Annotated in this window: 11 protein-coding genes; 7 read left to right on the top strand and 4 right to left on the bottom strand. The window is 67.9% G+C overall.

From position 1 onward, the window contains the following. The first annotated feature begins 85 nt into the window (after positions 1-85). Positions 86-2,803, top strand: a complete 2,718-nt coding sequence (locus ACW178_RS02780; RefSeq protein ID WP_287104977.1) for a TonB-dependent receptor — start codon at positions 86-88, stop codon at positions 2,801-2,803. A gap of 87 nt (positions 2,804-2,890) precedes the next feature. On the opposite strand, the gene yczR is transcribed toward ACW178_RS02780, so the two are convergent. Then, positions 2,891-4,375: a MocR-like transcription factor YczR gene (gene yczR / locus ACW178_RS02775; RefSeq protein WP_444571539.1), complete on the bottom strand. Its 1,485-nt coding sequence runs from the start codon at positions 4,373-4,375 to the stop codon at positions 2,891-2,893. A gap of 60 nt (positions 4,376-4,435) precedes the next feature. On the opposite strand from yczR, the gene yczE reads away from it, so the two are divergent. Next, a complete protein-coding gene (gene yczE / locus ACW178_RS02770) occupies positions 4,436-5,071 on the top strand; it encodes a membrane protein YczE (RefSeq protein ID WP_191558321.1) in 636 nt (211 codons plus the stop codon). Positions 5,072-5,093: 22 nt separating this feature from the next. Here the strand turns inward: yczE and ACW178_RS02765 are convergent, their stop codons facing one another. Next, positions 5,094-5,780 (bottom strand): response regulator transcription factor, encoded by a 687-nt coding sequence (locus ACW178_RS02765; protein WP_054764424.1) that lies wholly within the window; start codon positions 5,778-5,780, stop codon positions 5,094-5,096. A gap of 62 nt (positions 5,781-5,842) precedes the next feature. Further along, positions 5,843-6,583 carry a YggS family pyridoxal phosphate-dependent enzyme gene (locus tag ACW178_RS02760; RefSeq protein WP_287104300.1) on the bottom strand — a complete coding sequence of 247 codons (741 nt, stop codon included), beginning with the start codon at positions 6,581-6,583 and terminating at the stop codon, positions 5,843-5,845. Here ACW178_RS02760 and ACW178_RS02755 point away from each other — a divergent pair. Then, positions 6,582-7,238 (top strand): thiamine phosphate synthase, encoded by a 657-nt coding sequence (locus tag ACW178_RS02755; RefSeq protein WP_492024834.1) that lies wholly within the window; start codon positions 6,582-6,584, stop codon positions 7,236-7,238. The genes ACW178_RS02760 and ACW178_RS02755 overlap by 2 nt on opposite strands. Here ACW178_RS02755 and ACW178_RS02750 read toward each other — a convergent pair. Continuing rightward, on the bottom strand, positions 7,228-7,620 hold the full coding sequence (locus tag ACW178_RS02750) for an NtrZ family periplasmic regulatory protein (RefSeq protein WP_287105454.1): 393 nt from the start codon (positions 7,618-7,620) through the stop codon (positions 7,228-7,230). The two genes, ACW178_RS02755 and ACW178_RS02750, sit on opposite strands and share 11 nt — an antisense overlap. Positions 7,621-7,978: 358 nt before the next feature. On the opposite strand from ACW178_RS02750, the gene ACW178_RS02745 reads away from it, so the two are divergent. The 4 genes from ACW178_RS02745 (at position 7,979) to holA (ending at position 12,779) form a co-directional block, all read left to right on the top strand. Next, positions 7,979-8,431 carry a DUF3576 domain-containing protein gene (locus tag ACW178_RS02745; protein ID WP_183216381.1) on the top strand — a complete coding sequence of 151 codons (453 nt, stop codon included), beginning with the start codon at positions 7,979-7,981 and terminating at the stop codon, positions 8,429-8,431. Between the two features lie 255 nt (positions 8,432-8,686). Continuing rightward, positions 8,687-11,251, top strand: a complete 2,565-nt coding sequence (gene leuS / locus ACW178_RS02740) for a leucine--tRNA ligase (protein ID WP_287105456.1) — start codon at positions 8,687-8,689, stop codon at positions 11,249-11,251. Then, the gene (gene lptE / locus ACW178_RS02735; RefSeq protein ID WP_287105458.1) at positions 11,251-11,730 is read left to right on the top strand and encodes an LPS assembly lipoprotein LptE; all 480 of its coding nucleotides are present in this window, start codon (positions 11,251-11,253) and stop codon (positions 11,728-11,730) included. Before leuS ends, lptE begins: the two co-directional genes overlap by 1 nt. Next, positions 11,727-12,779, top strand: coding sequence for a DNA polymerase III subunit delta (gene holA / locus ACW178_RS02730; RefSeq protein WP_287105461.1), 1,053 nt, complete (start codon positions 11,727-11,729; stop codon positions 12,777-12,779). The genes lptE and holA overlap by 4 nt, the downstream gene beginning before the upstream one ends. Positions 12,780-12,794: the final 15 nt, after the last annotated feature.

Genomic DNA, 12,794 nt, shown 5'->3' with positions numbered 1-12,794 from the left:
GCATAGCTTTAGGCAGCCTGTCATTGACCCGCACTAAGGAGCCCGCGCCGCCCATGGGGGCGCGGCCTCATTAATCGGATTTCCAATGACCATTTCAGGTTCGTCCACTCGGCGCGCCCTTCTCGGCGTTTCCTGCAGCCTCGCCGCGCTCTGCGCCGGCGGTTCGGCCTGGGCCCAGTCCGAGACCGCTACCGGCCCAGCCACCTTGCAAGAGATCGTCGTGACCGGCGCCCGGCGCGCCCAGACGGTTCTGGTCGAGGAACGCCAGGCGACCGGCGTCGTGGACGCCATCGCCGTCGGCGACGTCAGCCTGAACCCCCAAACCACCATCGCCGACCTGGCCAAGCGCCTGCCCGGCGTGTCGGTCAGTCAGGACCAGGGCCGCAACCAGTCGGCCACCGGCGAAGCCCAATACGTCGCCATCCGCGGCTTCGACACCAGCTTCAACGCCTATACGCTGGACGGCCTGCGCCTGCCCCAGACGGCCGGCGGCCGCTCGATCTCGCTGAACCTGTTCAGCCCCTTCGCCATCCAGACCATCGGCATCGAAAAGACGCCGGATGCGACGCTCGACGCCGACGCCATCGCCGGTATCGTCAATCTGGTCACGCCGACCGCCTTCGACTTCGGTGACCAGATGCTGCGCCTGCGCGCCGTCGGCCAGATGGCCGAACTGGCCGAGGATCGCGGTCAGGACAGCCTGGGCGGCGCAGTCGGCGTGGACATGGCGCGTCGCTTCGCCGACGGTCGCCTGGGCGTCTATGCTTCCGCCTATTACGAGCAGAAGGACAGCGCCGCCGAAAGCGTCGCTGTTCAGAACGACTACAAGACTTCCAGGGCCAATGTCGGCTCGGCCCGCGAGAATGAGAACGCCCTGTCGGCGGACGGTCTTCAGTGGAACTTCTTCAACTCCACGGTGGAACGCTACGGCGCCACGGCCTCTCTGGACTATCGCACCCAGCCCTTGGACCTGTTCGCCCGGGTCAACTATGCGACCTACACCAACACCAATACGATGAACCAGACGGGGCTTCGCAGCGAGCGGACCTCGGGCCAGACCAATCCCAATCCGGGCGGCGCCAACTACAACGCCGCCGGCGACTACACGCCCTACGGCATCAATCCGGCCAACTATTTCCGCGTCGAGGACGTCGAACAGGAGCTGCTGTCGGTCCAGACGGGGGGCAAGCTGCGCTTCGGCGACTTCACCGCCTCGCTGGAAGCCGCCTATGCCGACGGCCGTCTGGACTCGCCCAATACGATCGAGGCCGCCTGGCGAGGCGTCGCCTATAACGGCGCGACGGGCAATACCGGCGCCTCGACCGAAGGGCTGAAGCTGGACCTGTCGGACCCTCGCTGGCCCATGCCGGTGCTGTCGGCCGGCGCGACCGCCTATGTCGCCAGCCAGGACCGTCCCAGCCAGATCTATGTCCAGCAGGGCTACGGCTATCTGTCGGAGGTGAAGAAGACGGTGAAGGGCGACCTGACCTGGGCCGGTTCCGGCGTGCTCGCCAGCGCCTCGGTCGGCGGCTTGTACGAGACGGCCGATCAGGACGGCCGCAGCCTGGCCCCGGACGACACCCGCTACCGTTTCCGCACGTCCTTGCAGGCTGGAACCGTGGACGGCCCGTCGATCGGCGCGACGCCCGGCCGCCTGATCACCGACTTCATGGACCACGGCACGGTGCGCCCGGTGAAGCTGGTCGATCGCCGCTTCGTCGAAAACGAACGCGATCTGTACGGCTCGACCGTGGTGGTTTCGCAAGAGAAGCTGAACCAGGGCCTGTCGGACAGCCGGGAAGACCGGACGGCCGCCTTCGCCGCCGCCACCCTGAAACTGGCCGGCGGCGCCCTGGAGATCACGCCGGGGGTCCGCTACGAGGACAACCACTTCGAAGCCCGCTTCTTCGTGAAGGACGCCGACGGCGCCCGTTTCGCGACCGCAGATCGGGATTACGACCATGTCGATCCCAGCGTCATCGCCGCCTGGCGTCCCAGCGACGCCCTGGTGGTGCGGGCGGCCGCGCGTTCCAGCTACAGCCGGCCCGCGGGCAGCCAGCTGGCGGGTCCGACCACCGTCAGCCGCGACCCCGTCACCAACGCCGTCATCAGCATCAGCCAGCCCAACCCCGATCTGAAACCGGTCGAGGGCTGGAGCTATGATCTGGGTCTGGAATGGTACGCCGTCGGCTCCAACCTGCAACTGGCCGTCTACCACAAGGATCTGGACAATATCGTCGTGCCGACCGCCCTGCGGACGGGCACGAGCAAGACCAGCGACGGCGTCATCCTGATCAAGCCGTTCAACGGCCTGGGCGGCTCCGCCACCGGGATCGAAATGGGCGGTCGTTATGTCCTGCCGGTCGACGGCTGGATGGACGGCCTGTCGCTGGGCGGGAACCTGACCTATCAGCAGACGGAGGCCGAATACCGCCTCTCCTCGACCGACATCCGCAAGAGCGACCTGCCCCAGGCGCCCGAGCTGATGTACAATCTGGAGGCCGGCTATGAGCATGGGTCGCTGCGGGCCAGCCTCTGGTACAACTACACCGGTCGTCGCCTGGACACGGTTCAGGACAGCCAGCCCGACATCTACATCCAGCCGTCCAAGGAGCTGAACCTGGGCGTGGCCTTGACCCTGGCGCCCGGACTGGAAGTGGGGGCTGCGGTCCGCAACCTGACCGACGAACCGACCCGTTGGTCGACCGTCGGGGCGGGCGAACGCTATGTCTCGCCCGACCGCAAGGGCGGCTATCTGGAAACCGGCCGGGTCTTCCAGGTCAGCGTCAACGCCACCTTCTGATCCTTCGGGCCCAGTCGATTGACGCTCAGGAGGGCGGCGGAGCAAATCCGCCGCCCTCTATCGTTTCCGGATAGGCGAACCGGGCCTTCAATAGACGGCGACGCGACGGGGCGGGGGCGCGGAAACCGGCCGTGTCTTGCGCTCCAGCGCCTCGGCCGCCTGAGCCAATCGCTCGACCGCCACGTCCAAAACAGGCTCCGGCAGAGTATAGGGCAATCGCAGCCGATGTTCGAAAGCGCCGTCCACGCCGAAGCGCGGACCGGACGCCAATCTCAAGCCGCGCTCGGCCGCCTGGACCGCCAGGGCCGAGCTGATCGGCGCCGGCAGTTGCGCCCAGACGGACAGGCCGCCCGCCGGCCGGGGACAGACCCACTCCGGCAGCCGTTCCGCCAGCCGCATCCGCAGATGGTCGCGTCGCGCTCGCAGCAGAGGCCGTCGCGCCGCCAGACCGGCGCCGCCGTCGCCCAGCAGTTCGACCGCCGCCAGCTGCTCCAGGATCGGCGCGCCCAGGTCGAAACTGGCGCGGCTTTGGGCCAGGCGCTGGATCACCGCCCGGTCCGCGCGAATCCACCCGATGCGCAACCCGCCCCAGACGCTCTTGGACAGGGAGCCCAGGCGCACGACACGCGGCGCATCGACCGCCGAGGCCGTCAGGGCAGGCGGGCCGCTGAGGGTCAGCTCCACCAAGGTCTCATCCAGCACCAGCAGAGTCTCGCACCCTTTCAGCCCCGCCAGAAGCCGCAGCCGATCCGCCGCCCGCATCATCCGCCCGGTCGGATTGTGATGGTCTAGGACCAGATAGGCCAGGGGCGCGCCACTGGTCCGACAGGCGGCGATCAGACCCTCCACGTCCCACCCCTCAGTCCCCGCTCCCGCCCCGGCGTCGTCCGGCAGGGCGACCGGCGTGGGACGCGCGCCGGCCGCGAGAATGGCGTCCAGCGCCTGCGGATAGGTGGGATGGTCGAAGACGACCGGCTGACCCGGCCTGACCATCAGCCGCAGCAGATGAACCAGTCCATTGTGAGCCCCGTGGGTGATCAGGATCTGGGCGGGCGAGGTCGGCAAGCCGCGCCGCCGATAGGCGGCCGCCACCGCCTCGCGCAGGGCCTCAACCCCCGAGGCCTCATAGCCGTGGCCCGGCAAACGGGTCGGCAGCCGCTCCAGAGCCCGGACATAGGCGGCGTGAACGCTGGGATCGGCCGGCAGGACGGCGGCGGTCAGGTCGAGGACCTCGTCCGCGCGGGAAGAGGTTCTGGCTTCAGTAAGGCCGCGCGAGCCGCCCGTCGGCGCCTCACCCGGCAGGCTGGTCCGCGCCGAGGCGCCGCGTCCCCCTGTAAGAAACCCGTCATCCCGCAGTCGTCCATAGGCGGCCGACACGGTCGTACGGCTCAAACCCAGCGCCTGCGCCGCTTCGCGCTCTCCCGGCAGTCGCGCCGCCAGAGGAAGCCGTCCGTCCAGGATCAAAAGTCTGACCGCTCCGGCCAACTGACGGTAGGCCGGGCCGGCGCCCGGCGCGCGCCAAGCGCCCAGGTGGCGGATCAGAGAGGCTGTACCGATAGACCGCGAGGACATGGGGCCAGAATGACAGAACTGGACCTTTTTTCCAAAGCCAGTTTAGGCGAAACGCCGCTCATGACCCGCCGCCTGATCCAACTCTTCCTGGGCCTGAGCCTTTACGGCCTGTCCATCGGCCTGATCGTCAGGGCGGATCTGGGTCTCGACCCTTGGGACGTCCTGAGCCAGGGCATTTTCGAACGATTCGCCGAACCGGCCGGTCTCGGCTTCGGCATGGTGGTCAATCTGATCGGTATGGCCGTGCTGCTGCTGTGGATTCCGCTGCGCCAGAAGCCGGGAATAGGCACGATCGCCAATGTTCTGGTCATCGGCTCGGTCGCCGGCCTGGCGCTGAGATACATTCCGGCGGACCCGGTCCTACCGGTTCGGAGCCTGTTCCTGGCGACGGGGATCGTGCTGAATGGCGTAGCGAGCGGCGCCTATATCGGGGCGGGCCTGGGTCCAGGACCGCGCGACGGCCTGATGACAGGTCTGGTCGCCCGCACCGGCTGGCCGATCAAGGCCGTGCGGACCGCCATCGAACTGACCGTCGTCGCCGCCGGCTGGGCCCTGGGCGGCTCGGTCGGGGTCGGGACGATCCTCTACGCCCTCGCCATCGGCCCGCTGGTCCAGATCTTCCTTCCGGCGTTCACGGTCGGAAAGGAGGACGGGCGGAAAACGCTTCCTGGCGGAAAACCGACGCGTCCAGCCTAACGGGCGCCTTGTTCGGAACCCCTCAGGGCTGGAGCCGATAACCGCCCGCGTCGGTCAGCAGAAGCCTGGCCTGACCCGGCTCAGGCTCGATCTTCTGGCGCAGGCGATAGATGTGGGTTTCCAGGGTGTGGGTGGTGACACCGGCGTTATAGCCCCAGACCTCGGTCAGCAGCTCCTCGCGCGACACGGGCTTGGCGCCGGCGCGGTAGAGATACTTCAGGATGTTCGTCTCTTTTTCCGTCAGCCGCACCTTCTTGCCCTTGGCGTCCATCAGAACCTTGGCGGCGGGCCGGAACTCATAGGGGCCGATGGAGAAGACGGCGTCTTCCGACTGTTCGTGGCTGCGCAGATGGGCGCGGATGCGAGCCAGCAGGACCGCGAACCGGAAGGGCTTGGTGACATAGTCGTTGGCGCCTGCGTCTAGGCCCAGGATGGCGTCGGCGTCGGCCGACTGGGCGGTCAGCATGATGACCGGGGTGGAGACCCCGTCCTTGCGCAGCAGGCGGCAGGCCTCGCGGCCGTCCATATCGGGCAGGTCGACGTCCAGCAGGATCAGGTCTGCACGGATCTCGCGCCCCATACGGACGCCGTCCGCTGCGGTCGAGGCCTGCTGGGTCTTGAACTCTTCGTGCAGATTCAACTGCTCGGCCAAGGCCTCGCGCAGGTCGTCGTCGTCATCGATGATCAGGATGGTCTTGGGCGTGGGCATGGACAGACAATGGCGAGGCTTGGCCCCCGCGCCAAGGCTTGGGGGTGCGAATTCACGTCGAGTTACGGCCTAGAGACTGTTTCGGATGGTTTTCGTTCCCCGAACAACGCCGTTCCCAGCCGGACATGGGTGGCGCCGCAGCGGATCGCCGTCTCGTAATCTCCGCTCATCCCCATGGACAGGACCGACAGGCCATTGTCCTCGGCCAGCCGCGCCAGAAGCCGGAAATGGGGTTCAGGCGGCTGATCGGCGGGCGGAATACACATCAACCCCTCGACGGTCAGCCCATAGGTCTTCTGCGCCGTCGCGATCAGAGCCTCGGCGGCGTCGGGCAGGACGCCGGCCTTCTGCGGCTCCGCCCCCGTATTGACCTGGATCAGCAGACGAGGCGATCGGCCCCGTTTCGCCGCAGCCTCGGCCAGGGTCCGCGCCAGCTTCTCCCGGTCCAGGGTCTCGATGACGTCGAACAGGGCCACGGCGTCTTCAGCCTTGTTGGTCTGGAGCGGCCCGATCAGACGCAGCTCCAGCTCCGCCCCGCCGGGGCGGCCGTACAGGCCGTCGGCCCAACGTCCCTGGGCCTCCTGCACTCGGTTTTCGCCGAACACCCTCTGGCCCGCCGCCCTCATGGCCGCGATGGCCTCCGGCGGCTGGGTCTTGGAGACGGCGGTCAGAACGACGGTTTCGGGATCGCGCCCGACGGCGCGACAGGCCTCTGCGATACGGGCGCGGACGACGGCCAGCCTGTCGGAGATTGCGGCGGCATCGGTGGACGGAGACGCCGAAGCGGGAGAAGAAGAGGTCATGATCCTGCCGGCCGGTTACAGCGACGATGCGCGCATGCTCTGGGATGCGGCCACCGCTCTAAACCGCGCCGCCGCCGCTGTCAGCCCGGCGGCGGCGCGTCTGCCGCCGCTGCTGTTCTTCACCGACCCGGCGCGCACCCCCCGCCCCTGGGAGACGGCGGCCCGCCTGCCGCCGGGATCGGCCGTCGTCTATCGCGCCTTCGGCGCCGATCAGGCGGTCGAGATCGGCCGTCGCCTGCGCGCCGCGACGCATGAGGCCGGGGTTGAACTTCTGGTCGGAAAGGACGCCGATCTCGCCGACGCCGTATCGGCCGACGGCCTGCATCTGCCGGAGAGAGAAGGTGATCGCGCCGCCGATGTGCGAAGACGGCGCCCGGATTGGCGGCTGACGGCGGCCTGGCACGGCGCCGGACCGCCGGCTTCAGGCGTGGAGGCCCTGATCCTGTCGCCGGTCTTTCCGGCTGGGGGCGCGTCGGCGACCAAGCCGGCCCTGGGGGCGCCGGCGTTCAAAACCCTGGTCCAAAGCGCCGGGGTTCCTGTTTACGCCCTGGGAGGATTGCGTCCGGACCGGGTTGCTCTGCTGACGGGATCGGGCGCCTGTGGCCTGGCGGCGGTGGAGACGATCCAATCCGCCTTCGGCGGCGTCAGAACTTGAAGATTGTTTCCAGACGGACGCGGGGCTGGGTGCGGGCGCTGGTTTCCGGCGCTCGGGCAGGATCAGCCTCCGGCGAGGCCACAGCCGCAGCGGCGCCGACGCGCAGACGGTCGTTGAGCCGGTAATAGGCGCCGGCTTCGACGTCTCCCCAGTCCGTCTCGCGGCCCACAGGCTGGTTCAGATTGAAATCCAGGGCCCAGCGTCCGCTGTCGTTCAGACGCAGGCCGCGACGCTGCTGCGCGGGGGCGTGGCGCTGAGCCGACTGGGCTTCCGACAGGGACAGGCCCGAACTGCGTGACGCTGCGCTCTGCGCAAGCACAGGCGTGGCGGCGAGCACAGCCGTCGCCGCAACCAGTCCAGCCGAGAAACCGCCGAAACGCATTCCAAACCCTTCGAACGCCGCCGACGGCGACGCCTTCAACCCTGCCCCGGCGCTTTGGGCCGTGAACGCCGCGATTAGACACCGGGGGCGCTTCCGGTCAACGCAACGTTGGCGCCGGGGCGGGGTTCCTCTGCATTGTTGCACCGCGATGTGGCTCAAGCGTCACGAGATTCTGGCCAAAACCGTCGTCTCCTCCGCCGCGAGACCGCTCCCGCGACGTCTCACGGCCGAGTTCGCCTTGTCATCGCCCCTTTTGCCCGTGTTATAGAACAGCGCAACGGCGCAGACCGTCAGAGCGACGCCGCGCGCGCGTGGGGGCGAGGGCCTTCACGTCCCTGAGTTTACGGAGACTTCCTTGATGAGCCTCAACAAGGCCCTGGTTCGCGGCGTCGCTGTCGCCTTGGTCTCAGGCTTGGCCCTGAGCGCCTGCTCCAGCCTCCCCTTTGTCGGAAACGGCAAGAAGAAGGCCAAGACGGACGTGCAGCAGGGCATCGGCGTCAACGGCTATCTTTGGCGCGCCTCGCTGGACACCCTCAGCTTCATGCCCCTGCTGACCGCCGATCCGTGGGGCGGGGTCATCAACTATGACTGGTACATCAACCCCCAGACGCCGAACGAGCGTTTCAAGGCCACCGTCTTCATCCTGGACACTCGCCTGCGCGCCGATGCGCTGAACGTGACCGTGACCAAGGAGATCAAGGGCGCCGACGGTCAGTGGACCGCCGCTCCGGTCGCCGCCCAGACCGAGGCCGACCTGGAAAACGCCATCCTGACCAAGGCGCGCCAGCTGAACCTGTCTAATGCGGGCTAAAGCAGGCTAACGCCTGCTTTAGCTTTCCCTGTAGGTGCTACCGCCCTTCGGGCTACTTGAGCGCTTTTTTGGTGCTGTCGCTCTTCGGGCTGTTTGAGCACTTTTTGGGTGCTACTGCCCTTCGGGCTACTTGAGCACCCTTTTGCGCCTGGCGCCGCCCGAAAGGCGGTTTGAGCGCAAATCTGCTTGGGCGCTGTCGTCCTTCGGGCTAGTGAGCCGGGAGGGCGGCAGCGCCCTTTTGACTTCAGGACGACCGTGGCCCGTTACGAACCCAAGACCGCCGAACCCCGCCAGCAGGCCCGCTGGGCCGAAGCCGCCGCCTTTGTGACCAAGGACACCGGCCGGCCGAAATACTATGTGCTTGAGATGTTCCCCTATCCGTCGGGCAACATCCACATGGGCCACGCCCGCAACTATGTGATGGGCGACGTGGTGGCGCGGTCCAAGCGCGCGCAAGGCTATGACGTCCTGCACCCGATGGGCTGGGACGCCTTCGGCATGCCGGCCGAGAATGCGGCCATGGAACGCGGCATCCACCCCAAGGGCTGGACCTACGACAATATCGCCCAGATGCGGGACCAGCTGAAGCTGCTGGGCCTGTCGCTGGACTGGTCGCGCGAATTCGCCACCTGCGACCCCGAATACTACGGCAAGCAGCAGGCCTGGTTCCTGGAGCTGTATCGGCGCGGTCTGGTCTATCGCAAGGACGGGGTGGTCAACTGGGACCCGATCGACAACACAGTCCTGGCCAATGAGCAGGTGATCGACGGGCGCGGCTGGCGTTCCGGCGCCGTGGTCGAGAAGCGCAAGCTGAACCAGTGGTTCCTGCGCATCACCGACTATGCCGACGACCTGATCGACGGGCTGAAGACCCTGGACCGCTGGCCCGAGAAGGTCCGGCTGATGCAGGAGAACTGGATCGGCCGCTCCAAGGGTTTGCAGATGACCTGGGCCTTCTCCGGCCAAGCCCCCGCCGGTTACGAGACCGGCGTCGAAATCTACACCACCCGGCCCGACACCCTGTTCGGCGCCAGCTTCCTGGGCCTGGCCCCGGATCACCCCATTTCGAAGCAACTGGCCGAGGCCGATCCGCGCGTCGCCGACTTCATCGCCGAATGCCGCAAGGGCGGCGCCTCCCAGGCCGAGATCGAACAGGCCGAAAAGATCGGCTGGGACACGAGTCTGAAGGTTCTGCATCCCTTCACCGGCGCCGAAATCCCCGTCTGGATCGCCAACTTCATCCTGTCGGAATACGGCACGGGCGCCATCTTCGCCTGCCCGGCCCATGACCAGCGCGACCTGGACTTCGCCCGCAAATACGACCTGCCGGTGATCCCGGTGGTCCGCCCCGAGGGCGCCGGCGACGACTTCGCCGTGGGCGACGAGGCCTATACGGGCCCCGGCTCCATCTTCCATTCCGACTTCCTGGACGGACTGGACATCGAAACCGCCAAGGCCGAGGCGATCCGCCGCGTCGAGGCGGCCGGGACCGGCCAGGGCGCGACCATCTATCGGCTGCGCGACTGGGGCGTGTCACGCCAGCGCTACTGGGGCTGCCCCATCCCGATCATCCACTGCCCGTCCTGCGGCCCGGTGGAGGTTCCGGCCGACCAGCTGCCGGTCGAACTGCCCGAGGATGTGACCTTCGACGTGCCCGGCAATCCGCTGGACCGCCATCCGACCTGGAAACACGTCAAATGCCCGTCGTGCGGCCAGGATGCGACGCGCGAGACCGACACGCTCGACACCTTCGTCGACTCCAGCTGGTATTTCGCCCGCTTCACCGACCCGAAGGCGGCCGAGCCGATCAACACCGAGGCGGCGAACCGCTGGCTGGCGGTGGATCAGTATATCGGCGGGGTCGAGCACGCGGTCCTGCACCTGCTGTACGCCCGGTTCATCACCCGCGCCCTGTCGGACGCCGGCATGCTGGCGGTGAAGGAGCCGTTCGCGGGCCTGTTCACCCAGGGGATGGTGGTCCACGAGACCTATTTCGAAGGCCAGGACGAGGTCGGAAAGCCGCGCTGGGTCGAACCCACCGACGTCCGCATCGAGACGATCGACGGCCAGCGAGTCGCCACCCGCCTGTCGAACGGCGCGCGTCTTTCGATCGGCGACATCGAGAAGATGTCCAAGTCCAAGAAGAACGTCGTCGCGCCTCAGGAAATCCTGGAAAGCCACGGGGTGGACGCCGGGCGTCTGTTCGTCCTGTCCGACAGCCCGCCCGAGCGGGACGTGCAATGGACGCCGGGCGGGGTCGAGGGCGCCAGCCGGTTCGTGCAGCGGACCTGGAGCCTGTTCGACGCCTATGACCCCGGCTTCGCCGGCGAGGACAAGGCCAACGCCGAACTGCTGCGAGAGACCCACAAGGCCATCAAGGCCGTGTCCGAGGGGGTCGAAGGCTTCCGCTTCAACTCGGCCATCGCCAAGCTCTACGCCTTCGTCGCCGCGGTGCGTGACAGCGCCCAGGCGGGCGGCGAGGCCAAGCGTCAGGCCCTGTCGGCCCTGGCGCGCCTGATCGCCCCCTTCACCCCCCACCTGGCTGAAGAATGCTGGACCCGGCTGGGAGAGGACGGGATGGTTCTGGACGCGCCCTGGCCGGTGTGGGACGCTGCGCTCGCGGCCGACGACGAGGTGGTTCTGCCCATCCAGATCAACGGCAAGCGTCGGGCGGAAATCCGCGTCGCGCGCGGCATGGAGCCGGCCGAGGTCGAGGCCCTGGTTCTGGCCGACGAGACGGTTAAGGCGCGTCTGGAGGGTCTGAGCGTGAAGAAGATCGTCGTGGTCAAGGACCGGATCGTCAATCTGGTGGCCGGCTGATGCGCGTCCCAACCAGTCTTGCCCTACTAAGCGTCCTGGCGCTCTCCGCCTGCGGCTTTACGCCCATGTACGCCGAGCCGGGCATGGGCTCGCCCCTGCGCCGGATCGCGGTGACGGCCCAGGACGACCGACTGGGCTATCGCCTGCGTGAACAGCTGGAGGACGCCCTGGCCTGGGACCGGTCTGCGGCGCCGCTTTACCGGCTGACGACCCGTGTCGAACAAAACCGGCGGCCCCTGGGGCGCCGGATCGACGACACCGCCACCCGCTATGAGCTGACGGTCAAGGCGACCTGGACCCTCACGCCCGTCGCTGGAGGCGCGCCCGCGACCGGGGTGGAGACCGTCACCACCACCTACGCCGCCGACGACCAGCCCTACGCCGCCATCGCCGCCCAGCAGGACGGTGAAGAACGCGCGGCCGCCGAACTGGCGCGTCTGATTCGGCTGGACCTGATGCAGGCCCTGTCGAACCGGTGATTCTAGCCAAACGCCCCGAGATCGACCGCTTTCTGAAGGCGCCCGATCCGGCGATCCGGGCGGCGGTGATCCACGGCAAGGATCGCTCGGGCGTCGCCGAACGGGCCGAGATCCTGTGCAGGGCGATCACCCCGGACCTGAACGACCCCTTCAACGTCACCGTCCTGACCGACAGCGACATCGACAGCGACGAAAGCAGGCTGGAAGAGGCCCTGACGGCCATGTCCCTGATGGGCGGTCGCCGCCTGGTGCGGATCCGGCTGTCGGCGCTGAAGCCCGGGGTGGACAAGGCGGTGGCCGCCGCCGTCAAGATCCATGCCGAGGGCGGCTATAATCCCGACGCCATACTGGTGGTCGAGGCCGACCAACTGGGTCGTGAGTCCGCCCTGCGCAAGACGGCCGAAAAGGAAAATGGGGCCGTCGGCATCGTCTGCTATGAGGATGAGACTGGCGACGTGGCCCGAATGACCCGCGAGGCCTTGGCGGCCGACAAGGTGGGGCTGACCGCCGACGCCCTCGATCGTTTCGTGGCTCGCCTGCCGCGTGAGCGGGGTCTGATGCGCCAGGAGATCGAACGCCTGGCCCTGTTCATCGGTCCCGGTTCCGGGCGGACGATCGACAGCGAGCTTCTGGACCAGCATCTTGGGGTCGAGCCGGACGCCTCCCTGTCCGACGCCGCGCTCCAGGCCTTCGGCGGGCGGCCCGGCCCAGCTCAAGCGGGTCTGCGTCGCGCCTTCGCAGAGGGGGAATCCTCGGTCCTGGCCGTCCGATCCGCTGCCCTGCATCTGGGGCGGCTGCGGCGGATCAATATTCTTCAGGCCAACGGGGCCGGCGCCAAGGAGGCGGCCAAGGCGGCGGGCGTCTTCTGGAAACAGGAGGCGGAGATGCTGCGTCAGGCCCGCGCCTGGCGTCTGGAGGCGCTGGACGAGGTGCTGGACAGCGTCAACACCGCCGACGTCGCCACCAAGACGACCGGCATGCCCGACCAGCTGATCGCCGAACGCCTGCTGCTGGAGATCGCCGGACGGGCTAAGCGTCTGGGGCTTTGAGCGGGGCTGCTGCGG

Source organism: Brevundimonas sp. AVps4 (genome assembly GCF_058681525.1).
The sequence above is the reverse complement of the archived record's forward strand: the minus strand, read 5'-3'. Positions and strand labels throughout refer to the sequence as shown.

Excerpts from the sequence above, each read along its gene's own strand:
- ACW178_RS02760 (WP_287104300.1), bottom strand. The coding sequence starts at position 6,583 with ATGACCTCTTCTTCTCCCGCTTCGGCGTCTCCGTCCACCGATGCCGCC.
- ACW178_RS02745 (WP_183216381.1), top strand. The coding sequence starts at position 7,979 with ATGAGCCTCAACAAGGCCCTGGTTCGCGGCGTCGCTGTCGCCTTGGTC.
- lptE (WP_287105458.1), top strand. The coding sequence starts at position 11,251 with ATGCGCGTCCCAACCAGTCTTGCCCTACTAAGCGTCCTGGCGCTCTCC.
- ACW178_RS02755 (WP_492024834.1), top strand. The coding sequence starts at position 6,582 with ATGATCCTGCCGGCCGGTTACAGCGACGATGCGCGCATGCTCTGGGAT.
- yczR (WP_444571539.1), bottom strand. The coding sequence starts at position 4,375 with ATGTCCTCGCGGTCTATCGGTACAGCCTCTCTGATCCGCCACCTGGGC.
- ACW178_RS02765 (WP_054764424.1), bottom strand. The coding sequence starts at position 5,780 with ATGCCCACGCCCAAGACCATCCTGATCATCGATGACGACGACGACCTG.
- ACW178_RS02750 (WP_287105454.1), bottom strand. The coding sequence starts at position 7,620 with ATGCGTTTCGGCGGTTTCTCGGCTGGACTGGTTGCGGCGACGGCTGTG.
- yczE (WP_191558321.1), top strand. The coding sequence starts at position 4,436 with ATGACCCGCCGCCTGATCCAACTCTTCCTGGGCCTGAGCCTTTACGGC.
- ACW178_RS02780 (WP_287104977.1), top strand. The coding sequence starts at position 86 with ATGACCATTTCAGGTTCGTCCACTCGGCGCGCCCTTCTCGGCGTTTCC.